This window comes from Fulvivirga sedimenti (assembly GCF_020328055.1).
Genome location: NZ_JAIXNE010000004.1, coordinates 94,127 through 116,945, shown reverse-complemented (window position 1 = coordinate 116,945; position 22,819 = coordinate 94,127). Strand labels below are relative to the sequence as shown.

Sequence of the window (22,819 nt, the reverse complement as noted above, 5' to 3'; positions counted from 1 at the left end):
TTGCATTTGATATGATACTTAAGAAAACAATGATCCGATCTATTTTTCTGCTTGTCTCGATTGTATCAATGCACTTCTTTCCGCTTTACGGACAGCGGCAACAACCAGCGAGTGCGTCTGAAATCCTTCTGAAATTAGAGCGTCTGAATTTTTTGGGTACAGTTCTATATGTGGCTGCTCATCCCGATGACGAAAACACAAGACTTATTGCCTACCTGGCTAACGAAAGAAAGGCCCATACAGCTTACCTTTCAATGACGCGGGGTGATGGCGGACAAAACCTGATTGGCCCTGAGATCCGGGAGGGACTGGGCATTATACGCACACAGGAATTACTGGCAGCGCGTCGGATTGACGGCGGGAAACAATTCTTTACCCGGGCTAACGATTTCGGATATTCCAAGACCGCTGAAGAAACACTTCAGGTATGGGATCAGGATCAGGTACTGTCTGATGTGGTGCGCACTTTTCGAAAATTCAGACCCGACGTGATTATCACCCGGTTTCCGCCGGATGAGCGCGCCGGGCATGGACATCATACTACTTCGGCAATCATGGCTGAACGCGCCTTCGATATATCGGGCGATAAAAATTATTATCCTGAGCAACTGCAAGACCTCACTGTTTGGTCGCCCAAGCGTCTTTTTACCAACACAGGCCGTTGGTGGAATCCAAATATGGATGGGAGTGAGCCGGGCGTTCTTACCATCGATGTGGGTACATATAATCCGTTGCTTGGTACGACTTATACCGAAATGGCTGCACTCAGCAGAAGTCAGCATAAAAGCCAGGGATTTGGAGCGACAGGCAGCAGGGGCTCAAGCGAAGAATTTCTGGAATATGTAAAAGGAGTTGAAGCGAAATCGGATATTTTCGAGGGAATTGATACCAGCTGGTCCCGCGTAAGCGGTGGAGATAAGATTGGCAAATCGATCAACGAGCTTATCTCCAATTTCGATCCCAGAAAGCCTTATGCCAGCGTTCGGGATATGTTGCGCATCCGCAGGATGATCTCAGAAATTGAGGATTCCTTCTGGAAATCCCGAAAACTGGAACAGGCTGATGAAATAATTTCAGATATGACCGGCCTGTATCTGGAAGCACGCACCAGCGAAGGACAGGTTGTTCCTGGTCAGAATATACGCATGGAACTGGAAGCCATCCAGCAATCACCGCTGTCAGTAGTTTTGAAAGGATTCAGGAGCGATATTCTTGGGATGAATCTGAACTTGCAGATGACCGCAGGTACTGATATAGTATTGGATACTGCTGTTACGATCCCAGCCGGAATTCCATACTCAGATCCATACTGGTTGAAATTGCCACAAAAGAAGGGAATGTATACAGTTGAAGACCCTCAATTGATAGGGCTTCCTGAAAATAATCCGAGTATCCCTGTAACTGTGGATGTTGAAATAGAAGGAGTGGCATTTAGTTATGAAATTCCGCTGCAGTACCGGTGGAATGATCCTGTGCAGGGTGAAAAACATGAGCCGCTGGTGATAACGCCACCTGCGCTCGTTTCAATCAAGGAGGCGGTATATCTGTTCCCGGATAATAATTCGCGTGAAATTGAAGTACTCGTGAAAGCGGGAACTGCGAATGTGGCAGGAGAGGTTCAGCTTTTAGGAGCTGATGGATGGGAAGTAACACCTTCAACGCGGTCATTTAACCTGCAACAGGATGGGGAAGAATCCATTGTAACCTTCCGGGTAAGTCCGCCTGAAGGACAGATTGTAAGCGATCTGGTTGCCCAGGTAAGAACGGCAGGTGCCACCTATTCGAAGAATATGGAAGTAATTGATTATGAGCATATTCCAAAGCAGGTATTACTGCCTGATGCAAAATCAAGGTTTGTTCATATCCCACTTAATAAGAAAGGGGATCGCGTTGGGTACATTGCAGGGGCAGGGGATGCCATTCCGGCTACACTGCGTGAGATCGGTTACCAGGTTTGGGAGATGCGTGACGAGGATGTGACACCCGAAAATCTTGGCCAGCTTGACGCAATTATACTGGGTGTAAGGGCTCTCAATACCAATGAACGTATTGCTTTTCAAATGCCTGCCTTGCTGGATTATGTGAAAGAGGGAGGTACGCTGATCGTTCAGTATAATACCAATTTCAGATTGAAGACCGGGGAGTTTGCCCCATATCCACTTCAGCTGTCACGGGATCGTGTCGCGGAAGAGGATGCGGAGATCCGGATACTGACCCCGGAACATCCCGTGTTGAATACGCCCAATAAGATAACGCAGGCAGATTTTGAAGGATGGGTCCAGGAGCGCGGATTGTATTTTCCCGGCAAATGGGATGATCGGTACACGGCGATTCTTTCCAGTAATGATTCCGGAGAGAGCCCTCTTGATGGAGGATTACTTGTAGCCCAATACGGCAAAGGTTATTATATTTATACCGGTTACAGCTGGTTCAGGGAATTACCGGCCGGTGTACCAGGGGCAATTCGGTTATTTACCAATATGGTTTCACTGGGAAATGCCGATCTGATTGATAATTCAATTAACGTAAAAAAATGACTTCCGAGGAAAAAGAGATCTACCCGGAAGAGCCACCGCTCTTCAAAAAATGGAAGTCCTGGTATATCCTCGTGCTTGGCAACCTGCTGGCACTGATTCTACTTTTGTATTTCTTATCAATTAGTTTTTCATGAGCAATCTCGATTGGCTTGTATTATTCGGCACACTGATTTCTATTGTTGTGTATGGAGTCTATGCAAGCCGTGGCAGCAAGAACATTGAAGGATTTTTACTGGGTGATAAGAGTATGCGATGGTGGACAATCGGTTTATCCATTATGGCCACCCAGGCGAGCGCAATTACATTTTTATCTACACCCGGACAAGCCTATGATGACGGGCTCAGGTTCATTCAGTTTTATTTTGGTCTGCCCATTGCAATGGTCATTTTGTCGGTGACCTTCATTCCGATCTACTATCGTTTGAAGGTATACACCGCTTATGAATTCCTGGAGAACAGGTTCGACCTGAAAACCCGAACACTTGCTTCGTTTCTCTTTCTGGTCCAGCGGGGACTGGGCGCCGGAATAACCATCTTTGCGCCGTCCATTATTTTGTCAAGTATCCTGGAAGTGAGCCTTACATTCACTACACTGATTATTGGAGTCCTTGTAATAATTTATACGGTATCAGGCGGGACAAAGGCGGTAAGTGTTACGCAGAAACAGCAAATGGGAGTGATGATGGGAGGTATGATTCTGGCAGGAATCATGGTTGTTAAAATGCTCCCGGATGGCGTGGACTTCGGTGATGCTATTACCGTTGCGGGGAAAATGGGTAAGCTTGAAGCCGTTGACCTGGAATTCGATCCCACCAACAGATACAATATCTGGTCGGGAATCATTGGCGGACTCTTTGTTGCCCTGGCGTATTTCGGAACGGATCAGTCGCAGGTTCAGCGTTACCTGTCGGGCAGAAGTATTCGTGAAAGCCGTCTCGGATTAATCTTTAACGGACTTCTTAAGGTGCCGATGCAATTCATCATTCTGTTCATCGGAACGATGGTATTTGTTTTCTACCAGTTTTATCAGCCACCCGTTTTCTTCAACGATGCGGCCATTGAGGTGGTTAAAAATTCGGAATACCGGGAGCAATTCGAAGAGGTTGAAGCAGCGCATCAGGACCTGTTTGCCCAGAAGCGACAGGCCATAGAAGGACTCATACAGGCGGAGAATGCGAATAAGGCTGATGAATCGGAGGCATACCGAACCCAGATTGAGAATTATCTTGATCAGGATGAGGAAATCAGGAATAAGGCCAAGGAAATCATCGTAAAAGCCGACCCCAAGGCTGAAACAAACGATACGGATTATGTATTCATATCGTTTGTCATGAATAATTTACCCCATGGGCTGATTGGAATTTTGCTGGCAGTGATCTTCTCTGCGGCAATGTCCAGCACCGCATCGGAACTGAATGCCCTGGCATCTACCACTACAGTGGATATTTATAAGCGATCCGTAAAGCCCGCGCAGTCGGAGCAGCACTACCTCAATGCATCACGTCTTTTTACGCTCATGTGGGGCCTGATCGCTATTATGTTCGCCACTTTTGCCTCACTGCTCGAGAATCTGATAGAGCTTGTGAATATCGTGGGATCAATTTTCTATGGAAGTATCCTGGGTATATTTCTGGCCGCTTTTTACATTAAATACATCAGAGGTAATGCCATATTTATCGCGGCGGTTATCTCCCAGTCCATGGTCATATTCCTGTTCATGACAACTCCGATCGGATATCTTTGGTATAATGTAATTGGCTGCGGGATGGTTGTGATACTCGGGTTTATTATTCAAAAGATCATCAACAGCAATTAAAAAAAGCCGACTGTAGAGCCGGCTTCTTTATCTTGGTGATCTTCTGATCTTTATTTGAGACTGTTAATCAGATCCTGATTTCTTTTCACATATCCGAAATCATTTCCCGACGCTTTTGCTTTAGCCATTGATTCATTCGCTGTTTCGATGGCTTCTTTCTTTTTACCCATTTTGGCGAGGATCTGTGCCTTCATGTGAATGTTCCAGAAAGCGTTAGGGTTTGCCTGAAGCCCCATGTCCATCCAGGCAAGAGCCTGCTCAAGGTCACGTCCGGTCGTATAGTAATAATTGGCTGCCTGAATATAAACGTTTGGATCAACCTGTGTTTTAGCCTTAATGTCGGCCATGACGATGTCATCAAAACTTACCTTTACTGGAATGCGCAGAGCAACATTTTCCCATGCCATAGCAATTTTTGCCTCTGTATTGTCGGCACTGATGTCATGGATCTGAAATGTAAGTGATTCAACGGTATTGGATGTCTTGTTTGATTTAACGCCAATGTTAAGTACTTCATTATCTTTATTGTAGGCAGCAGTATTTCCACCAATGCTTAAGTCTTTGTAAAGCATGAATCTCCATTCATCGGCTCCGGGTACGGTAAATATCAGGTATTTTCCGGCAGGGACCGACTGGCCACCAATCATGGCATCGGTACTCAGGGTAAGTACTGATCCGTTGTTGGCGCCTGTACGCCATATCTGGCCATAGGGCTGGAGATAATCACCACCTTCTCCAAAGATTTTTCTTCCTTTAACACCGGGGCGGAAATAATCAATGGTAATATCTGTAAGGCCCACTGTTGTTGAAACTGAGCCGGCAGGGCTTGGCTGCGGCATTTGGATTTGCGCATTCGCGCTTGAGAATGCGATCAATAGCGCAATGGAAAGGCAATTAATGAGTAGTATTCTTTTCATGGTTCATTTATTTTTGGTCGTACGAATCTACACAATTTTAACGGAGTACGTGAAACTGAAAAAATCATTTTATTTCAATGACGACGTTTGCGACGCCGCACGTAACCTGCTGGGCAAGGTCCTTTATGTTGAAGGTCCCGAAGGAATATGTGGTGGCATGATCGTGGAAACAGAGGCATACTCATATCGGGAACGGGCTTGCCATGCCTACGGGAACAGGCGTACAGCGCGGACGGAAACACTTTTTTCTGCCGGAGGCTCCGCCTATGTATACCTGTGCTATGGTATTCATCGTTTGTTCAATGTTGTAACGAATGCGGAAGGTATTGCCGAAGCGGTTCTGATTCGTGCTCTTGAACCTGTTACCGGAGTCGAACTCATGAAGTCACGCAGGGGGAATATAGCCTATACCGGACTAACCTCCGGTCCCGGTAAACTCTCTGAAGCATTAAGTATATCACTGGAGCATGACGGCAGACCCCTTTTAGGAGACCAGATCTGGATCTCCGATGAAGGCGTTGGTGTACGTAAAATTGTAGAAGGACCGAGAATTGGTGTGGATTACGCAGGGGAGGATGCCCTGTTGCCATGGCGCTTTGGAATTGGCGGGAACCGGTTTTTAAGCCGGCCATTTCCACGGTGATATCGAGATATTGGTTGATTCAACGATTTATTTCTAATATTGTAACTGAGCGTCCATAACTTAGCTTTTTAACCTAAACTACTGTATTGTGAGATTTTATTTTTTAGGGCTTCTGATATTCTGTTTATCCGCAGGCCAGGCTCAGGACATATTCCGCGAAGTCAATTCATCGTATGATGAACAATTACCCGTACTTTCACCGGACAATAAGACATTATACTTCACCCGCACACGCCATCCGCAGAATGTCGGTGGAGTTCAGGATCCGGGAGACATATGGTACAGCGAATTGCAGGAAGATGGAAGCTGGTCTGCTCCTGCAAATGCTGTGGAATTGAATAACAGGGGTTACAATGGTGTAATCGGATTTACAGTCGACTCAAGAACCATTTACCTGCTCAATCACTATAATAAAGATGATTCACGGGCTGCCACCCAGGGGGTTTCGCGATCCATACGGCGTGGAAATAAGTGGGGTAATCCTGAAAACATCACAATTCCTTATTTCCTGAATCGTTCAGAGAATCACGGAGGATATATCAGTGTGGACGGACAGGTCCTTCTTTTTTCAATTGAAGGATACAATACAGTAGGTGGTGAGGATATTTATGTAAGCTTCAATGAAGGGAACGGCAAATGGAGTGAGCCCAAGAACCTTGGGAGAACCATCAACACCAACGCCCAGGAATTCACGCCCTACCTTTCCGGAGATAAGCAGACGTTGTATTTCGCAACGAATGGTCATGGCGGAAGTGGAAGCAGCGATATTTTCATGTCGACACGGCTGGATGACACCTGGAAGAACTGGTCGTCACCTGTTCCGGTGCCCAATATCAACAGCCAGGGAAGAGAACTGGGATACCGTCCGTATGAAGGATTTGCACTTTACACCTCTACTATGAACAGTGACGGCTACAGCGATATCCGGATGTATACAGATTCCCCCGAGCAGCGCATCGAACCGCTGGTGGTGGATGTCCCTGATTCAGTGCTGGAAGAAGTGCAGACGACCGTAGAGATCGATAAAAACGTGATTTTCGGTACTGTAAAGAGCGCAGATAACAGGACACCGATAGGCAACGTTACGCTTCGTCTTACTGTTGGAACACAGGAGCAGGTTGTACCGGTAGATGCCGTGACGGGTACATTCAGTGTACCCATTATCGAGGAAGGCAGCTATCTGTTTTCGATGGATGCACCCGGGTTTATCAGTAATAATGAAACAGTTCTGGTGGAAGGAGATCGTAATTCCAGTGCTATTGAACGACAGTTTTTACTTCAGCCCATAACAGTGGGTACAACGGTTCAATTACCGAATGTGCTCTTCAAACGATCGTCACCTGATATTTTATCCGAATCATATCCGGAGCTTGACCGGGTAGTGGATTTCATGCGGACCAATCCATCCGTACAGATTCGCCTGGAAGGACATACGGATAATACAGGCGTACCCAAGCATAATCTTCGACTATCAAAAGCACGCGTGGAATCAGTAGAGGCGTACCTGGTGAGCAAGGGGATTAATCAGAAGCGAATTACAGGTAAAGGCTATGGGGGAACCAAGCCGATCGCTGATAATGGCAATGAAGAGACGCGTCGTCTAAACCGAAGGGTGGAATTCACAATCGTAAAGGAATAATGAATGCTCTTTATATGAGGAAGCTTCCATGAACAGTCTCGCTTTGCAACTTATCCTGGCCCTTTTCTGGAATGTTCAGCAAGTTCCCGTGCTGGCACCGTGCCCCGACTCACCCAATTGTGTGAATTCCTATCAGTCTGATGAGGAGCATACTCCTATGGAGCCACTCCGCTACAGTGGTGATTATGACAAGGCCATGGCAGTGCTGAAGGATGTGATAAGGGAAATGCCACGAACGGATATAACCGACTCATCGAACGTTTATCTGAAAGTCGTTTTCACCATTGCTCTTTTTGGATTTGAGGATGATGTTGAATTTCTGGCAGATACACTCCGGAATGAGATTCATTTCCGTTCTGCCTCAAGGGTAGGTTATTACGATCTGGGAGTGAACCGCAGACGGATGGAATCTATTCGGGAAGCGTGGATGGAGATTGCCGGGGACGGACAATAACTAATTTTAATAATGTAATTCTTGTCCGCCTCGACCGGTAATATGCAGTAAAACATATTACCATGAAGATAATCAGAAATCAACGGAACCACCCTTTGTATGTCAGGGAACACCTGATCATGTGGAAATTACTTAATGAGCACCGAACCCTGAAGCATTTCAATTTTAAGCAGTATCATTCCTTTGGTTGTTGCACTGCCCAATTCTGTAGTTTTGCAGCTTCCCTGGTCGTTGAACTGGAGGGATATGAGGATATGATGTTATCTTCTTCCGCCACAAGGGATTGTCATCTTAAGACGCTCGGTTTTCACATCCTTCGCTATGAGAATTACCTGGTAAATGAATTTCCCGAAATTATCATTGAAGACATTCAGAGTCAGATCAAAGGTATCAGGAGGGTACGGTCATGATCCTGGCCGGCCTTCATTTCGTTGCTTTGCAAGAGCGGCAACATACCATTCAAATTCATTAATGAATCGGGTGGTTTGTTTTAGCAGCCATTCTTCCTGCGTTGAACCTTCAGCATCAATTGTTTTTTGAATTTGCGGAACGGATAAAATAGTGGGAATCGAAGGTGTTCCCAGCTCTGCCAGGGTAATTCTTGCCTGGATAGCCGCACGGATCCCTCCAAACCTGCCTGCAGAATAGGAAAGGATTCCTGATGGCTTGTAATGATATTCCTTTTGATAATGGTCCAGGAGGTTTTTAAGTGCGGGAGGCATGCTGTGGTTGTATTCCCCGGTAACGATTATGAAACCATCCGACTGGCTGAGATGATCACCTATGATCTGCATATTTTCAGGAGCAGTACCATCCGGATATTCCTTAAACATTTTATCCAGGAAAGGAAGTGGTAATAACATAGGATCGATCACCTGAACATCAAAGCCTTTCGATCTTAGTTGATTTGAAATGAATGTTACAGCACGAATACCCTGTCGGTTGGTGCGTACAGAACCATACAAAACACTGATTTTATACCTCATACGATTGTGTTTTTATTGAACCAGTCAGCAACCTCATCACGATAGGTTTGGCCGACGGGAATTTTTTGATCGTTCAACATCACGTAACCTGTATGGAGACTGTTGGTATACCTGATATTGACAATAAAGGATTTATGAACTCTTTTAAACATAGGGAATGGAAGAGATTCCTCCAAATGTTTCAGGGATACGAGCTCCATATACCAGCTGTCTGAGGTGTGATATCGCACATACTCGCGCATTCCTTCGATATACAGTATGTCGGAATAGCGTACGCGATAGACGCTGTGTCCTGATTTGATAAGCCGTTCACCAGACCCGGGAGTACTGTAACTGTGGTGTGTTGCGCGAACTTTATTGATCGCCTTTAAAAACCGTTCGTAGGAGATTGGCTTGAGTAAATAATCGACCACATCAAGTTCATAGCCCTCAAGGGCAAATTGCTGGTAGGCGGTGGTGAGAATGATATTGGCCGGCTTGTCAAGACGTCTGATAAATTCCAGTCCGGAAATCTCTGGCATTTGTATGTCGAGCAGGATGATATCAGGACTATGTGTTTTCACATAGTGTAAGCCGTCGGCTGGATTTTTGAACGAAGCAACCAGCTCAAGTCCTTCGCATTGTTCGATATAGCCTTTTAAGAGCGTGCGGGCAGGGTATTCATCTTCTATGATTACGCAGCGTAAATTATTCATGGCAGATCAATATGGAGATGGATTCTGAATTTGCCTTCCGGCTTCTCTATGATCAGCTTGTGACAGTCGGGATATAGAAGTTCAAGGCGTTTCTTCACATTGATCATACCAATACCACCTTCATTATCCTTAGAAATCAATTTTCCCGGATTGCTGTTGGAAACTTTAAAATCCAGCATGCCATGTTGAATTTTCAATGAGATTTCTATCCACCCGTTTCCATCGTCTTCAATATGGCTATGCTTGAAGGCGTTTTCCACGAAGGGCAGGAGAATCATAGGCGCGATCTGTGAACCGGGATCTATTTCACCTTCCACGCGTAAATTCACCTCGTCTTCAAATTTCAGCTCCTGCAGCTGAACAAAGTTGAGAATATATTCCCATTCCTTTTCCGCCGGCACAAGGTCTGTATTCGATTCGTAGAGCACATACCGAAGCATTTCCGATAATTTGAGAATCAGGTCGGGAGTTTTTTCCTGATGGCTGATGGCCATGGCATAAAGATTATTAAGTGCGTTGAAAAGGAAATGTGGATTGATCTGGCTCCGCAGTAATTTCATTTCTGTTACGAGTTTCTCCTGGATGCGCTGCGCATCCATGTCCTTCCTTTTTCTTGATTCATCCATTAAAAACTGGAGGGCGCTGAAAAATAATACGCCGAAGGAAAGCGACATATTCTGAACGATCCAACGGGAAGACCGGAAAGTACGTGGCACCCTCATCTGTACACCTTCAAGACGGTTGATTGGCAGGAACTGATTGGTGACGGTGAATATATAATACACAACGATCATGAGCAACGTTATTCCAAGCAGATAGTAACCCCAGGAATTACGTTGTATCAGGAGTGGAAGCAGCACACGAGTATTGATGTAAAAGATGATTATATGAATGATCAGCATCCTGCCGGCATGCCAGGCGGCGGTTTCATAGGTGAACGGTATTGCAAACCAGAAGAGCAGTAATACAAAGTAAGCACACCATGATATCACATGGAGATAAATTCCCTTGGGTAATGCTGAATTCATGCAAGTAAGATACGCATTTACAAAAATGTGTCTTTGTTATTTTCAACAAACAACCGTTTCGCTCAACGAACATCAGGCGTATCTGCGTTGGTTGAATTTATCGCTTCGTTGATTGAAATAATCAAGAACTGACCATAAAACGCGGTAAATTAGATTCATGAAAACCATTATTCTATTCTCGCTGATTATCCTTGGACCCTTGTTCATTACCGAAACGAACGGCCAGCCGCCCCAGCGCAATCCATCTGAAATGGTGGCCCGTGAAAAACAAATGGTGCTTGACAGTATTACGGATCTTTCTGAAGACCAGAAGCTTGTAATAGATGAAATTTACAAGACCTACTCCGAAGAAATAACAGCTGCATTTTCAGAGAACCAGGGAGACCGTGATAAGATGAGGGGAGCCATGCAGGAAATCAGGAAAAAAAAGCAAACCATGCTTAGTGAAATATTAACTGATGAGCAAATGGCAAGGCTTACCTTCATTATGCAACAAAACCGCCGACAGCGCAGACCTCCGCCAAATGAATAAGTCATTCATTCTACTAGCGATCCTTTACCTCTGCGGCCAATCGCTTTTTTCCCAGGTGAATGTTTCGGGGGTTATTAAGGGCAATGATCAGGTGCTCCCGGGAGCGACTGTTCAGTTCAGGCTGGTAAAAGACACCACTATTACGACCTTTGCTTCCAGTAACGCAAAAGGCAACTACGAAGTGAAACTGCCGGAAGACGGCTTTTACAAATTACAGGTTTCATTCATTGGCTATCAGCCGTTCACAAGGATACTCAGAATTACAGGACCGGATTATCGTGTTCCGGATATTCAACTGGTCGAACAAACTGAATTACTTAAGGAGGTCAGGATTACAGACAAGCCCATCGTGGTAGTTCAACAAGGTGATACCACGGCATTCTTAGCCAGTGGCTTTAAAACGAATCCCGATGCCACGGCGGGTGATCTGCTTAAAAAAATGCCGGGAGTGGTGGTTGACGGGAATGGTGTTCAGGCACAGGGAGAGTCTGTCCAGCGTATACTGGTGGATGGCCGGGAGTTTTTTGGTAATGATCCTGCGGCCACCCTCAGAAACCTTCCTGCAGATGTTATCGAGAAAATCGAGGTGTTTGATCAGTTAAGTGAACAGGCTCAGTTCTCCGGTTATGATGACGGGAATACGGTAAAAACAATCAATATTGTCACCAAACCTGAAACGCGAAATGGCAGTTTTGGACGTGTTTACGCCGGTGGCGGGACAGACGCGCATTACAATCTCGGGGGTAATATCAATTTTTTCAACGATCAGCAACGAATTTCAATCGTTGGTCTGAGCAACGATATTAACCTGCAAAATTTCTCTTCGGAAGACCTGGTAGGTGTGGCCAGCAGCAGTTCCAGCGGAAGAGGAAGGGGAGGTGGAAATTTTGGAGGGGGAAGAAATAATGGTGCCAATAATTTTCTCACATCCCAGCAAAATGGAATCAGCCAGGTTAATTCATTCGGGATAAACTATGTGGATGAATTTCTCAATGGTGACCTCAAACTATCTGCCAGTTACTTTTTTAATCACGCGACAAATACGAATGATCAGAAAAGCCTCAGAGAATACTTTCTGTCGGCAGATAGCAGTTATTTCTATGAACAGAACTCCATTCAGGATAATGTAAATTATAATCACAGATTTAACTCCCGCATCCAGTACAGTATTGATAAAAAGAATATGCTGATTGTGACACCTGCTCTGAGTTTGCAAAACAATACGAATCAGCTGACAACAAGTATTCTTACTTCAAACATGGCCGATGAGTTGATCAGTGGAAGTGAAAATATGCAGCTGAATGATCTGCAGGGCATTAATTTTTCGAATAACCTTGTCTTCCGGCATGCATTTGAAAGAAGAGGTCAGACCTTGTCGTTCGGACTGCGTAATTCCTATCTCAAAAGTGATGGGAATATTGACCTGAACGCTATTAATTACTATAACCGGACAACCGTAATTTCAGATACGCTTGCCCAGGAAACAGATCGTTTCAGTCTTCAAAAATCAGTACAGGGAAATGTGACCTACACCGACCGGCTTGGGGAAAAGTTTCAGTTACAACTGACCCAGACCATGGAAAGGAGGTGGAATGAATCAGATAATAAGAACTATGACCTGCGTTCTGAAGAAAGGGAGCTTAATCCGGAATTGTCCAATGTTTTTGAAAGTATCTATACAACTTATACCTCTACAGCCGGCCTGTCATACCGGGGCGAAATTGGCTCTGTTCGCGCAGGCCTGGCTTATGAACATGCAAGACTTGAGAATGAACAATTGTTTCCTCAGACGGATCAGCTAACCCGTAGTTTTAATAATATTCTACCGACCGTTTCGGGCCGGTTTAACCTGACAGAAGATAAAAATCTGCGGTTTTTTTACCGGACCAATACCGATGCCCCGTCCATCTCACAGTTACAGAATGTGATCGACAATTCAAACCCCCTGATACTTACAACGGGGAATCCGGCATTGGACCAGGCCTACAGTCATCGACTCGTTGTACGGTATTCCAATTCGAATCAACAATCTTCCGCCAGTTTCTTTGGTTTCATTTCTGCTCAAACTGCGGCCAATTACATTTCAAATGAAACCATTATCGCAGAAAATGAAGACATCCTTGTGGGTGATTATTTACTTCGAAAGGGCAGCCAGATAACACGTCCCGTGAATCTCGACGGATACTGGAATGTGCGAAGTCTGCTTACCTACAGTATCCCATCAATCCTGCTGAAATCCATTATAAACGTAAATGCCGGCATTAATTACAACAAAATACCGGGCCTTATCAATGAACAATCAAACACATCCAATAATTATGGGTTCAGCGCAGGTATTGTGATTGCCAGCAATATCAGCGAACGTGTTGATTTCAATATAGGCTATTCGGGAAATTTTAATATTGTGGATAATTCGATTCAGCCTGAATTAAACACAAATTATTTGAATTCGTCGTTTTCGGCCGGACTGAACTGGATTTTTGGACAGGGATGGGTGTTCAGAACAGATATTAATTACCAGCGGTATGATGGCCTTTCCGAAGGGTTCAATCAAAACTATGCCTTATGGAATGCCTCTTTAGGAAAGAAATTCATGGCCGATGATCGGGCAGAGGTTTCTTTACGGGTTTTTGATATTCTGAAACAAAACCAAAGTATAACGCGGACGGTCACAGAAACCTATATCGAGGATGCCACGAGTGTTGTATTACAGCAATATGTCATGCTGAATTTTATGTATAGGATCCGAAACTTCAAAACCACACAATAGAAAAGCCCTCACCGAAGTGAGGGCTCCCCTTAACCAACAATCAACCAACAATCATCTACCTCATTGAAGGAGGCAGGATGACCTTATCTATAACGTGAACTACTCCATTTGATGCGTTCACATCAGCTTTTAATACATTTGCGTCATTGATATAAACCTTGGGACCTACCTTTACAGTAACATCGCTTCCCTCAACGGTTTTTACCATTCCATTTTTTAAATCAGTTGACATGACTTTTCCGCCAACCACATGATACGTAAGAACGCTTACGAGCATGTCTTTGTTCTCAGGTTTTAATAAAGTTTCTAATGTTCCTTCAGGCAAAGCGGCAAATGCTGCGTTTGTCGGGGCGAATACGGTGAACGGACCATCTCCATTCAATACGTCTACAAGGCCAGCCGCTTTAACTGCAGTAACCAGTGTGGATAAATCTGAATTTCCTGCTGCCAAACCTACGATGGTTTTATCCTGTGACATGGCAGAAACAGAAATCATTAAGCCAACAACAACTACTGCTACTATTTTTACTAAGTTTTTCATGGTGTTTATTTGTTTGTATATATAATGCACAAGTGGCATACATTGTTTAATGTTTTGTTAAAAAGATTAAACATTTTTTATTCGATAGGCCCAAATGATGAGCAAAGGGTGAATTAGAAGAAGACGAACCCATGCTACCCACTCAGGAACGCAGAGCTTTCCAGCGCATCCTCCCAACTGAATAAAATAGATATGGGATGGGATAAAGCAGACCAGGAGGATTATAATCATCCAGCAGGCAGCTTTCCGGGTAGAGGAAATAGCGACCAGAATTCCAAGCAGAATCTCCACAATTCCGGCGCCAAGGTTAATTAATTCGGGATTGGGGAAATAGCCCGGGATGAGCGGCAGATAAAATTCCGGATCCCTGAAATGATTCAGTCCGGCAACAATGTAAAATATCGAAAGTGCGATCCAGCCAATGCGTTTCATGCTGATAAAACCCGGGAAGATCAAAGATGTTTTTGTATTTTACCTTAAAATTTTCACACATGAACGGACTTCGAACCATTGTTTATCGGGTACCAGACCTCCAGGCAGCACGGAAGTGGTACAGCGATGTATTTAATGTTTCCCCATATTTTGATGAGCCTTTCTATATCGGATTCAATATAGGAGGTTTTGAACTCGGTCTGCAGCCCGGCGACGGTACTAATCTGGACCCGACGCATCATGTTTCATATTGGGGAACTGACAACCTGGAAGAGTCGGTTGAATCCTTTCGTAAAGCAGGAGCAACCGTACTGGAAAATTTGGAAGATGTAGGGGGTGGCATCAGGGTCGCCGTGATGGGTGATCCGTGGGGCAACCCGGTCGGGCTGATCGAAAATCCACATTTCCGGCTGGGTGAAACGGAGAAACATCCTGTGCCTGCCAGGGAACCCGGGGTAACTGGCCCGGGTGGATTCTTCTTTAAGTGCAAAGATCCCGAAATGGTGAAGACCTGGTACAGGGAAAACCTCGGAATACTTACTGGTCAGTACGGGGCACAATGGCAATGGAGAAAAGAGTCGACGGGAAATGAGCCCGGGTTTACGGTCTGGAGTGCGTTTAAAGACGATACAGATTATTTTGAGCCTTCCCAACATGATTTCATGATCAATTATCGGGTAAATGACCTGGAGGGACTTCTCAGTAAAATGAAATCCAACGGGGTTCAGCAGGTTGGTAAACTGGAAGTCTATGATTATGGCAAATTCGCATGGGTCCTGGATCCGGAAGGGAGAAAGATAGAACTGTGGGAGCCTATTGACAAAGAATACATCAAGATACCCGGTGAAACCATGGCAGCTGAATAATCCCTAAATTTTATAGCCAACGGCCAGTTTTACCTTGCCGCTGTTGTAGTTGTAAATGTGGCTGTCACCCAGCCGTATGTAATTCGCTTCCAGGTTATAATTAAGTGTGGAGTAAAATTTTTGCCAGTTAAAACCGGCACCGGCCGAGATTGCCATCTTCATATACAATACTCCGTAATCGGGAATGATATCCGTTTCAGTGGTAATCTTTCCCCACTGGACACCCAAACCCGGGCGGACACTTCCAGCTATAAAAAGATTGTTTGATACCGGGTAAATATAAAGATAACCGGCTATTACGCCGATATTTCTGACAGTCAGGGATGTGAGATCATATTTTTCTGAAAAAATCTCATCCGCATAGGATGGTATAATTGAGCTGTCGGCTGACATTTTATGATACCCTATGAATCCACCATACAATATGGAACCGGAACCCTTTTTTTGTCTGTCGATGCCTGACTGAAGAGAACGAAATGAAATTTCCCTGTGGTTGGGGAAAACGGCTGCTTCAAGATTGATGGTGAAGGTCGTAATATCGCCCCGGAATGTTTCGAATTCATCCGGGTTTGTCTCTTCAAATCCTGTGTATTTTTGAACCGAGAGGTTAATGAAATACGACTTTAGCAATAAGCTTGTTTGAAGGTCGAAACGCTGGGATCCATCGTTATTGAACCGGAGCCCCAGATCGAGGAGAAGTGTTTTGTAGGAACCTCCGATTCCGCCTGAGAATGGACCCCGTGGCCGAAAAAAAATTCGACCGTCCCTGTTCTTTAAGCTGAAGCTTTGATATTTCAGATTTGAAAATAACCGGACCGTCCAGTCATTCTGATTCAGTTCAACAAAGGAAGAATCCACGTCAGGCGGCTTTACCATATTAGCCACATCATCCAGGGACTGTGCAAAAAGCACGGCAGGAAAAATCAGTAATAGGGATATAATTATAATCCTGACCATAAAAAAATTCCGGATTTCACGAAAAATTCAAAATTTTAAGGATAATTGTTTTGTTACCATCGTAACTTTCACATTACAATAATAACGTAATTCATGCATCGGTTCACATATTGTTTTATCATACTTTTATATTTCACCCAGTGTACTTCAAAGCCGGATCAACCGGCAATGGAGTCAACTGAAACCCAGGTCATGGAAGCACCTCCCGGTGAAGCGCCCGATGGGATGGTATGGATTCCGGGTGGCACGTTCATACGTGGTAACGATGGAAATGAAGCCAGCGTACATGAAGGTCCGGCGCATACCGTTGAAGTTAATGGTTTTTGGATGGATGAAACGGAAGTTACAAATGCCCAGTATCGTGAATTTGTTGAGGCAACGGGATATGTGACCGTTGCTGAACGGCCCATTGACTGGGAAGAACTAAAGAAAAATCTTCCTGCGGGCACTCCCAAGCCTGCCGACAGTATTCTCCAGCCCGGCTCCATGGTATTTTCACCGCCAAATTACCCGGTTCAGCTAAACGACTTTTCCCAATGGTGGGCATGGGTGGTAGGTGCGAACTGGAGGCATCCTTATGGCCCGGAATCCTCGATTGAGGGCAAGGATAATTATCCGGTTGTTCATATTGCTTATGAAGATGCGGTGGCATACGCCGACTGGGCAGGAAAAAGACTGCCTACTGAAGCGGAATTTGAATTTGCAGCAAAAAATGCAAAGAGCGGGGCTCCGTTTGCCTGGGGAGACGAGTTAACCCCTCAGGGAAAGTACCTGGCAAACTTTTTTCAGGGTGATTTTCCATACCGGATGACCGGTGAGGATGGCTATGCGGGTATTGCCCCTGTGAAAAGTTATCCGCCAAATTCATATGGTCTATACGAGGTGATTGGTAACGTGTGGGAGTGGACTTCCGACTGGTATCGACCCGATACTTACGCACAGCTGGATAAGATGACCATTTGCAAGAATCCAACCGGTCCTGAATCAAGTTATGACCCCACAGATCCCTATAACCCGAAACGGGTGATAAAAGGCGGTTCCTACTTGTGCAGCATTCAGTATTGTTCAAATTACCGTCCGAGTGCGCGCATGGCGACCGCCATCGACTCCGGGCAGGAACACCTGGGTTTTCGTTGTGTTAAATCCGAAACTTTCAATAATCCATGAAAACACTGAATTTTATAATTCTGGCTATTGCCGGATTCATGCTCGCATGCACTCCTGTGCGTGTTGTGTCTACTGAAATAATTGAGAAGGACTTCGAAGGTTACAAAACCTTTAACTTCTATGAAGTGCAAAACTCAACAAGCCCGTATCTTAATGATCTGAAAAAGGCGGTTGTGAGTCAGCTGGAAACAAAGGGATACGCTCTGAGTGACAATCCGGATCTTATGATCAACATAGGAAGCACTGTTGAAGAAAAGGTTCAGACCCGGGAAACCGACTATCGCGACATTGCATACATGGGCCAGCGTAATTATTCCTGGCAAAGCGAGGAAGTTGTGGTGAATCAGTATAAGGAAGGTACTGTTGTGCTCGATTTTGTCGACACCAAAACCGACAATCTCGTTTGGCAGGGTGTAGCAGCAGGAACAATTTCAGGGAAGGAAAGTGAAATGATCAAGCGTATCAATAAAGGAGTAGAAATGCTGTTCAGGGATTTTCCCGCTCAATAAGTTGGAATAAATGAAACCTTCGGTGGTTTGTTTGAGTATATTTAATGTATACACCAAACCACCACTTTTATGAAATCTATACTTACAGGCATCTTCTGTCTGATTGTGGTTATGGCTTATTCTTCAGATAAGCCTATGCCTCTCAGCGAAGAAGTACAATCCATCAATGCCCTTACATTCAGTCCGGAAGGCATTCTCTTTATTGGAGACAGTAAATCAGCCAAGATTTTTGCATTAGCCACCAGCCAGGAATCAACAGCTTCGTTCGGCGAAGTAAACCTGTCAAAAATTGATATCTCCATTGCCCAGGTTCTGGGGACAAGCGTTGATATGATAACGATTCAGGACATGGCAGTGCATCCGAAAAGTGGTGTGATTTACATGGCCGTTCATGCAAAAAATAATCAACCTGTTCTTCTCACAGTTGATCAGTCGGGAGCCATTAACCCGGTGGATCTTTCTACTGTGAGCTACAGCCAAAAGTCGATTGCCAATGCCGTAGAAGAGGACAGCAAAGACAGGAGAGGGCGTCCGCTTCGCCATTGGGCTATTTCTGATATACACTTCTCGGGGGACCAGTTACTTGTAACAGGCCTTTCAAACCAGGAATTCGGAAGTACGTTTCGAAGTATTAGCTATCCATTTTCAGATGATCAACAGGATGCTTCGCTTGAAATTTATCATGCAGCGCACGGCCAGTATGAAACTCACTCACCTGTTAAGACCTTCACAACTGCTACATTAAATAATGAAACCTATGTCATCGCGAGCTATACCTGTACCCCTCTTGTTTTATTTCCGCTTTCTGATTTAAAGAAAGGTGAACACATTAAGGGACGAACCGTCGCTGAATTAGGTGCCGGTAATACTCCGCTGGACATGGTGATACTTGAAAAAGACGGCAGGGAAGTACTGCTGATGGCTAATTCAAATCGCCCGGTGATGAAAATACTGTTGAGTGATATAGTCTCGTATGAAGGTAGCCTTACTGAACCGGTTGATATACCGGCAGCTACAGCAGGTGTTCCTTATTTAAATTTTCCGATGACCAATGTGATTCAAATGGATAAATGGGGGGATTCAGGCTGGATTATGCTCAAACGGCAATCCAATGGGGATCTCGATCTTATTACCGGGAATGATTTCTGGTTGTAAATATTTCATTACCGCCATTTTTACAGTAATAAGCCTGTCCGTCTTGGGGCAGGCTAATTTCCTCTTGGATCAAAGTGGCATATCGAAAGTTGATCTGGAAGTAGAAGTTTCAACGCCGGAGCATCTTAAACTATACCTGAAATCAGCAGAGCGGGAGGTCGCCGGCCGCTGGGAAGTCAGAAAACATTACATTACTTTCCTGCCTTTCCTGCCGTTGGATTTTGCTTCTGATTACGAGGTTACATACCTGGGAGAACGGATAGCGGCCTTTCGAACGCCTGATAACGTTTCCAATCCACCCCGATTACTTTCGATCCACCCAACGCCGGATTCATTGCCTGAAAATTTGCTAAAAATGCAGTTGGTCTTCGATCGTGAAATGCAGTCAGGCAAAAGTTCAGAATTTGTAATGATCCGTGAACAAGGGCAGAATGGATTTCTCGAAAATGTCTTCCTCGATCTATCCCCTGAACTATGGAATCCTGGTGGTGATACACTTACCCTGTGGTTAAATCCCGGCCGCATAAAGCGTGATCTTATCCCTAACCGGGAGGAAGGTAATCCACTCAGGCAAGGCACATCCTATGAACTACTTATTTTGAATGGATGGATGAGTGCACAGGGGCAGCCGTTACCAGAGGCGGTTTCAAAAAAATTTTATGTAACCCGGGCAGACCGCAGCCGAATTGACCCATCCCGTTGGAAAATGAAGTTTCCTGAGCTAAATACAAAACAGTCATTGATTATCATGTCCAATGAGCCGCTAGACCTTTTATCTGCGCCTGCTGCAATCCAGATCATGAAGGCCGACGGAGAGAAGGTTCAGGGTGTAGTTAGTATTTCAACTGAGCAAAGCCGAATAGTATTTACTCCTATAAGTAATTGGATAACAGGTAGATATATAGTTGAAATTAAAAATACAATTGAGGACCTATCCGGGAACAGGATTGATCGTTTATTTGATGAAGACCTAACAGATTCTTCTGCTCCTTCCGGGTTAATAAACCAACTTGAATTCACTATCAAGTAAACAACCATGCAGCTAACCCGAATAGCCAGATAAGTGACCAGATGATGGTTCGGTACCAGTTTGCTTTCACCAGTTCATCCACGATCGGCGCTTGATTGCCCTCCCGGGCAAGCGAATTATGCAGAGGCACTGCTTTAAAAAAAGTATGGAGCCAAACAGAAATGATCAATCCCATACTGGCTATGTTGATTATTGTGAGATTCATCCATAGCTGTATTCCAGTCAGGAAAACCTGTGCAAACATAAGAGGCGCAACCACAAAAGTGATCAGAACCATATATTTCCTGTGCCAGTTATCGAATGATGCCGGGTCAATAACATTAAACCCAGGGTAGATGATCATCTGTACCAACCAGATCAGCACGACAAGTCCAAAGTCGGCCATACTGCGGAAAATGTTTACATACTCCATGCAGTTCTTAACTTTTTTCTCCGCCAAATGTTCTTATCCGTGTTACATTACAAAATCATCAATCAGGATAGCCGACTTCCCTGGGCTGTATTTATTCATGGCGCAGGAGGAAGTATTGAAACCTGGAAATATCAGACCGATGCATATCAGGAGCATTTCAGGGTTCTTTTGCTGGATCTGAGGGATCACGGTAAGTCACAATCAGAGGGCAAGAATGAAAATTCGTATACCTTCGAATTAATCTCTTCGGATATACTCGAGGTTCTGTTTCACCTGGGTATTCAACGCGCGGTTTTTATATCTCTTTCATTTGGAAGTGTTCTGCTGCAGGATCTCTCTATGCGTGCGCCTGGGATGGTTCGCGCGGCAGTAATGGCTGGGGCCATATTCAGGGGTAATGTACCGATACGCCTGTTCGTCGCTGCGGCAAGGTTATTTAATGTTTTTCTTCCTTACAGAATGATGTATTCGATGTTCTCCTATTTGCTGATGCCAAAGGACAGTCATCAGCGATCCCGCAGGATTTACAGGCTCCAGGCAAGAAAAATTGATCCCGAGGCGTATTTGCGCTGGGTAACGTTGTATGATGAATTCTTCAGGCTGCTTACTAGATTCTGGAATCAGCAGATAGAATTTCCGGTTATGGTGGTAATGGGCTCTGATGATTATGTCTTTCTGAAAACAGCAAGAGAATTCGCCTCAAAAAACCGGCGTGTAATGATACATGAAATTGATGGTGCCGGACATATCTGCAACATCGATGATCCAAAAGAATTCAATCAAATCAGCCTGAAATTTCTACGCTCTTCTGATCTGCTTTTTAACGTACCTGTTGAACCAGGATCCGAAATTAAGCCAGAATACTGATAGCATACTATTCCATATACCTTTAATCCAGGGCCTCACATATGTGGTAAGACGTAATTCAAGGCCGGTGTTATCTCCTTGATCCACCACAAAAAATTCCAGCCGTGCAGGGCGAATCCATCGGACACTCAGAAAATAGCTTCCAAGGTAATAGTGGAGATCACGATATTCACGTTCGCGTATTTCCGTAAGAACTCCGGTAAACAGCATGAGAGGTCCGTGGTGGACATTATCCATACCCACTGTCATTCGGTCTTCTGCTCCGTCTGAATCAAATTCTACCCTGAAAGGCCATAATTGTGTATCTCTGAAAGTAGACTCGCGCATGAGCACGTTCCAAACCTCAGAAACCGGGGAGTTGATGATATATTTCTTTGAATAGACGTGCTCGTCGAATGAGGCCGGTCTGGTTTGTTTATATTTCATGATCAGTTGGTAGTTGTGCGTAAAGGCCAGCCCTCATTAGCGGCATTTTTAAGGATTATGTAGAACGGGATCCACCAGATAAAATCATTGGTGATCAGGGTTATAATAAAATTAAAAGGCACATTGCCCTGAAGGTAATTGATGACAAATCCCAGTGGACCAAAGAGCTTGCCCAGAAAACCCACAGCGACAATCGGCCAGTGACGGACCGGGTCGAACGAAGCCCACCAGTATCCCAGGCCGTAAACTCCGATTACCATTCCCATTCCCTGCCAAACCAACGGGTGATTAATTGGTGACATCTCTGCAAGTGAGAAAAAATGTTGTGGGAATAATACGACCCACGCACCCCATACAATGTTATAGATTGCGGCCGCCCTGAGGGTTATACGCATAAATGCCATCTGTTGCATAATCGTATAACCCAAAAAAGTTATTTC

25 protein-coding genes are annotated in these 22,819 nt (G+C 44.8%); 15 read left to right on the top strand and 10 right to left on the bottom strand.

The window, feature by feature from the left end; all coding sequences use genetic code 11:
* Positions 1-11: 11 nt before the first annotated feature.
* The 3 genes from LDX50_RS18575 to LDX50_RS18565 are packed head-to-tail and all read left to right on the top strand — an operon-like array spanning position 12 to position 4,353.
* Positions 12-2,537, top strand: coding sequence for a PIG-L family deacetylase (locus LDX50_RS18575; protein WP_225697699.1), 2,526 nt, complete (start codon positions 12-14; stop codon positions 2,535-2,537).
* On the top strand, positions 2,534-2,671 hold the full coding sequence (locus tag LDX50_RS18570) for a hypothetical protein (RefSeq protein WP_225697698.1): 138 nt from the start codon (positions 2,534-2,536) through the stop codon (positions 2,669-2,671). The genes LDX50_RS18575 and LDX50_RS18570 overlap by 4 nt, the downstream gene beginning before the upstream one ends.
* Entirely contained in the window at positions 2,668-4,353 is a 1,686-nt protein-coding gene (locus LDX50_RS18565) for a sodium:solute symporter family transporter (protein ID WP_225697697.1), read from the top strand. Before LDX50_RS18570 ends, LDX50_RS18565 begins: the two co-directional genes overlap by 4 nt.
* Before the next feature lie 50 nt (positions 4,354-4,403).
* On the opposite strand, the gene LDX50_RS18560 is transcribed toward LDX50_RS18565, so the two are convergent.
* Positions 4,404-5,270 carry a DUF2911 domain-containing protein gene (locus tag LDX50_RS18560; protein ID WP_225697696.1) on the bottom strand — a complete coding sequence of 289 codons (867 nt, stop codon included), beginning with the start codon at positions 5,268-5,270 and terminating at the stop codon, positions 4,404-4,406.
* A 49-nt stretch (positions 5,271-5,319) separates the two neighbouring features.
* Between LDX50_RS18560 and LDX50_RS18555 the strand changes: the two genes are divergently transcribed.
* The 4 genes from LDX50_RS18555 to LDX50_RS18540 all read left to right on the top strand — a co-directional run bounded on the left by LDX50_RS18555 (position 5,320) and on the right by LDX50_RS18540 (position 8,416).
* A complete protein-coding gene (locus LDX50_RS18555; RefSeq protein ID WP_225697695.1) occupies positions 5,320-5,913 on the top strand; it encodes a DNA-3-methyladenine glycosylase in 594 nt (197 codons plus the stop codon).
* Between the two features lie 88 nt (positions 5,914-6,001).
* Complete coding sequence (locus tag LDX50_RS31040) at positions 6,002-7,552, top strand: OmpA family protein (RefSeq protein ID WP_225697694.1); 1,551 nt, start codon at positions 6,002-6,004, stop codon at positions 7,550-7,552.
* A gap of 28 nt (positions 7,553-7,580) precedes the next feature.
* A complete protein-coding gene (locus LDX50_RS18545) occupies positions 7,581-8,006 on the top strand; it encodes a DUF1499 domain-containing protein (protein ID WP_225697693.1) in 426 nt (141 codons plus the stop codon).
* A 62-nt stretch (positions 8,007-8,068) separates the two neighbouring features.
* Positions 8,069-8,416: a DUF559 domain-containing protein gene (locus LDX50_RS18540; RefSeq protein WP_225697692.1), complete on the top strand. Its 348-nt coding sequence runs from the start codon at positions 8,069-8,071 to the stop codon at positions 8,414-8,416.
* Here LDX50_RS18540 and LDX50_RS18535 read toward each other — a convergent pair.
* The 3 genes from LDX50_RS18535 to LDX50_RS18525 are packed head-to-tail and all read right to left on the bottom strand — an operon-like array spanning position 8,411 to position 10,715.
* Positions 8,411-8,992 (bottom strand): NADPH-dependent FMN reductase, encoded by a 582-nt coding sequence (locus LDX50_RS18535; RefSeq protein ID WP_225697691.1) that lies wholly within the window; start codon positions 8,990-8,992, stop codon positions 8,411-8,413. The genes LDX50_RS18540 and LDX50_RS18535 overlap by 6 nt on opposite strands.
* On the bottom strand, positions 8,989-9,687 hold the full coding sequence (locus tag LDX50_RS18530; protein ID WP_225697690.1) for a LytR/AlgR family response regulator transcription factor: 699 nt from the start codon (positions 9,685-9,687) through the stop codon (positions 8,989-8,991). The genes LDX50_RS18535 and LDX50_RS18530 overlap by 4 nt, the downstream gene beginning before the upstream one ends.
* On the bottom strand, positions 9,684-10,715 hold the full coding sequence (locus tag LDX50_RS18525) for a sensor histidine kinase (RefSeq protein WP_225697689.1): 1,032 nt from the start codon (positions 10,713-10,715) through the stop codon (positions 9,684-9,686). The genes LDX50_RS18530 and LDX50_RS18525 overlap by 4 nt, the downstream gene beginning before the upstream one ends.
* A gap of 157 nt (positions 10,716-10,872) precedes the next feature.
* Between LDX50_RS18525 and LDX50_RS18520 the strand changes: the two genes are divergently transcribed.
* Positions 10,873-11,247, top strand: a complete 375-nt coding sequence (locus LDX50_RS18520) for a hypothetical protein (protein ID WP_225697688.1) — start codon at positions 10,873-10,875, stop codon at positions 11,245-11,247.
* Positions 11,240-14,017, top strand: coding sequence for an outer membrane beta-barrel protein (locus LDX50_RS18515; RefSeq protein ID WP_225697687.1), 2,778 nt, complete (start codon positions 11,240-11,242; stop codon positions 14,015-14,017). The genes LDX50_RS18520 and LDX50_RS18515 overlap by 8 nt, the downstream gene beginning before the upstream one ends.
* 55 nt (positions 14,018-14,072) lie before the next feature.
* Here the strand turns inward: LDX50_RS18515 and LDX50_RS18510 are convergent, their stop codons facing one another.
* Both LDX50_RS18510 and LDX50_RS18505 read right to left on the bottom strand, forming a co-directional pair.
* Positions 14,073-14,558, bottom strand: a complete 486-nt coding sequence (locus LDX50_RS18510) for a fasciclin domain-containing protein (RefSeq protein ID WP_225697686.1) — start codon at positions 14,556-14,558, stop codon at positions 14,073-14,075.
* A 66-nt stretch (positions 14,559-14,624) separates the two neighbouring features.
* The gene (locus tag LDX50_RS18505) at positions 14,625-14,990 is read right to left on the bottom strand and encodes a DoxX family protein (protein ID WP_225697685.1); all 366 of its coding nucleotides are present in this window, start codon (positions 14,988-14,990) and stop codon (positions 14,625-14,627) included.
* 59 nt (positions 14,991-15,049) lie between these two features.
* Here LDX50_RS18505 and LDX50_RS18500 point away from each other — a divergent pair, with 59 nt between their 5' ends.
* Entirely contained in the window at positions 15,050-15,856 is an 807-nt protein-coding gene (locus LDX50_RS18500) for a VOC family protein (RefSeq protein ID WP_225697684.1), read from the top strand.
* Between the two features lie 3 nt (positions 15,857-15,859).
* Here LDX50_RS18500 and LDX50_RS18495 read toward each other — a convergent pair whose 3' ends face one another.
* Positions 15,860-16,813 carry a DUF4421 family protein gene (locus LDX50_RS18495; RefSeq protein ID WP_225697683.1) on the bottom strand — a complete coding sequence of 318 codons (954 nt, stop codon included), beginning with the start codon at positions 16,811-16,813 and terminating at the stop codon, positions 15,860-15,862.
* A 168-nt stretch (positions 16,814-16,981) separates the two neighbouring features.
* On the opposite strand from LDX50_RS18495, the gene LDX50_RS18490 reads away from it, so the two are divergent.
* From LDX50_RS18490 to LDX50_RS18475, 4 genes are all read left to right on the top strand, one after another.
* Positions 16,982-17,980 (top strand): formylglycine-generating enzyme family protein, encoded by a 999-nt coding sequence (locus LDX50_RS18490; protein WP_225697682.1) that lies wholly within the window; start codon positions 16,982-16,984, stop codon positions 17,978-17,980.
* The gene (locus tag LDX50_RS18485) at positions 17,977-18,489 is read left to right on the top strand and encodes a DUF4136 domain-containing protein (protein ID WP_225697681.1); all 513 of its coding nucleotides are present in this window, start codon (positions 17,977-17,979) and stop codon (positions 18,487-18,489) included. The genes LDX50_RS18490 and LDX50_RS18485 overlap by 4 nt, the downstream gene beginning before the upstream one ends.
* Before the next feature lie 69 nt (positions 18,490-18,558).
* Positions 18,559-19,644 carry a hypothetical protein gene (locus LDX50_RS18480; RefSeq protein ID WP_225697680.1) on the top strand — a complete coding sequence of 362 codons (1,086 nt, stop codon included), beginning with the start codon at positions 18,559-18,561 and terminating at the stop codon, positions 19,642-19,644.
* Positions 19,601-20,674: an Ig-like domain-containing domain gene (locus LDX50_RS18475; RefSeq protein WP_225697679.1), complete on the top strand. Its 1,074-nt coding sequence runs from the start codon at positions 19,601-19,603 to the stop codon at positions 20,672-20,674. The genes LDX50_RS18480 and LDX50_RS18475 overlap by 44 nt, the downstream gene beginning before the upstream one ends.
* Here LDX50_RS18475 and LDX50_RS18470 read toward each other — a convergent pair.
* Positions 20,667-21,086, bottom strand: coding sequence for a hypothetical protein (locus tag LDX50_RS18470; RefSeq protein WP_225697678.1), 420 nt, complete (start codon positions 21,084-21,086; stop codon positions 20,667-20,669). The two genes, LDX50_RS18475 and LDX50_RS18470, sit on opposite strands and share 8 nt — an antisense overlap.
* A 39-nt stretch (positions 21,087-21,125) precedes the next feature.
* On the opposite strand from LDX50_RS18470, the gene LDX50_RS18465 reads away from it, so the two are divergent.
* Positions 21,126-21,953, top strand: coding sequence for an alpha/beta fold hydrolase (locus LDX50_RS18465; protein ID WP_225697677.1), 828 nt, complete (start codon positions 21,126-21,128; stop codon positions 21,951-21,953).
* On the opposite strand, the gene LDX50_RS18460 is transcribed toward LDX50_RS18465, so the two are convergent.
* Positions 21,885-22,379, bottom strand: coding sequence for a hypothetical protein (locus LDX50_RS18460; RefSeq protein ID WP_225697676.1), 495 nt, complete (start codon positions 22,377-22,379; stop codon positions 21,885-21,887). The genes LDX50_RS18465 and LDX50_RS18460 overlap by 69 nt on opposite strands.
* A gap of 2 nt (positions 22,380-22,381) precedes the next feature.
* The gene (locus tag LDX50_RS18455; protein ID WP_225697675.1) at positions 22,382-22,807 is read right to left on the bottom strand and encodes an alkyl hydroperoxide reductase; all 426 of its coding nucleotides are present in this window, start codon (positions 22,805-22,807) and stop codon (positions 22,382-22,384) included.
* Positions 22,808-22,819: the final 12 nt, after the last annotated feature.

What these genes read in the sequence shown, in the direction of transcription:
- LDX50_RS18545 (WP_225697693.1), top strand. Translation starts at nt 7,581, where the DNA reads ATGAACAGTCTCGCTTTGCAACTTATCCTGGCCCTTTTCTGGAATGTT.
- LDX50_RS18575 (WP_225697699.1), top strand. Translation starts at nt 12, where the DNA reads ATGATACTTAAGAAAACAATGATCCGATCTATTTTTCTGCTTGTCTCG.
- LDX50_RS18540 (WP_225697692.1), top strand. Translation starts at nt 8,069, where the DNA reads ATGAAGATAATCAGAAATCAACGGAACCACCCTTTGTATGTCAGGGAA.
- LDX50_RS18490 (WP_225697682.1), top strand. Translation starts at nt 16,982, where the DNA reads ATGGAGTCAACTGAAACCCAGGTCATGGAAGCACCTCCCGGTGAAGCG.
- LDX50_RS18500 (WP_225697684.1), top strand. Translation starts at nt 15,050, where the DNA reads ATGAACGGACTTCGAACCATTGTTTATCGGGTACCAGACCTCCAGGCA.
- LDX50_RS18525 (WP_225697689.1), bottom strand. Translation starts at nt 10,715, where the DNA reads ATGAATTCAGCATTACCCAAGGGAATTTATCTCCATGTGATATCATGG.
- LDX50_RS18570 (WP_225697698.1), top strand. Translation starts at nt 2,534, where the DNA reads ATGACTTCCGAGGAAAAAGAGATCTACCCGGAAGAGCCACCGCTCTTC.
- LDX50_RS18535 (WP_225697691.1), bottom strand. Translation starts at nt 8,992, where the DNA reads ATGAGGTATAAAATCAGTGTTTTGTATGGTTCTGTACGCACCAACCGA.
- LDX50_RS18565 (WP_225697697.1), top strand. Translation starts at nt 2,668, where the DNA reads ATGAGCAATCTCGATTGGCTTGTATTATTCGGCACACTGATTTCTATT.
- LDX50_RS18475 (WP_225697679.1), top strand. Translation starts at nt 19,601, where the DNA reads ATGGGGATCTCGATCTTATTACCGGGAATGATTTCTGGTTGTAAATAT.
- LDX50_RS18495 (WP_225697683.1), bottom strand. Translation starts at nt 16,813, where the DNA reads ATGGTCAGGATTATAATTATATCCCTATTACTGATTTTTCCTGCCGTG.
- LDX50_RS18460 (WP_225697676.1), bottom strand. Translation starts at nt 22,379, where the DNA reads ATGAAATATAAACAAACCAGACCGGCCTCATTCGACGAGCACGTCTAT.
- LDX50_RS18520 (WP_225697688.1), top strand. Translation starts at nt 10,873, where the DNA reads ATGAAAACCATTATTCTATTCTCGCTGATTATCCTTGGACCCTTGTTC.
- LDX50_RS18480 (WP_225697680.1), top strand. Translation starts at nt 18,559, where the DNA reads ATGAAATCTATACTTACAGGCATCTTCTGTCTGATTGTGGTTATGGCT.
- LDX50_RS18510 (WP_225697686.1), bottom strand. Translation starts at nt 14,558, where the DNA reads ATGAAAAACTTAGTAAAAATAGTAGCAGTAGTTGTTGTTGGCTTAATG.
- LDX50_RS18485 (WP_225697681.1), top strand. Translation starts at nt 17,977, where the DNA reads ATGAAAACACTGAATTTTATAATTCTGGCTATTGCCGGATTCATGCTC.
- LDX50_RS18505 (WP_225697685.1), bottom strand. Translation starts at nt 14,990, where the DNA reads ATGAAACGCATTGGCTGGATCGCACTTTCGATATTTTACATTGTTGCC.
- LDX50_RS18515 (WP_225697687.1), top strand. Translation starts at nt 11,240, where the DNA reads ATGAATAAGTCATTCATTCTACTAGCGATCCTTTACCTCTGCGGCCAA.
- LDX50_RS18470 (WP_225697678.1), bottom strand. Translation starts at nt 21,086, where the DNA reads ATGGAGTATGTAAACATTTTCCGCAGTATGGCCGACTTTGGACTTGTC.
- LDX50_RS18560 (WP_225697696.1), bottom strand. Translation starts at nt 5,270, where the DNA reads ATGAAAAGAATACTACTCATTAATTGCCTTTCCATTGCGCTATTGATC.
- LDX50_RS18530 (WP_225697690.1), bottom strand. Translation starts at nt 9,687, where the DNA reads ATGAATAATTTACGCTGCGTAATCATAGAAGATGAATACCCTGCCCGC.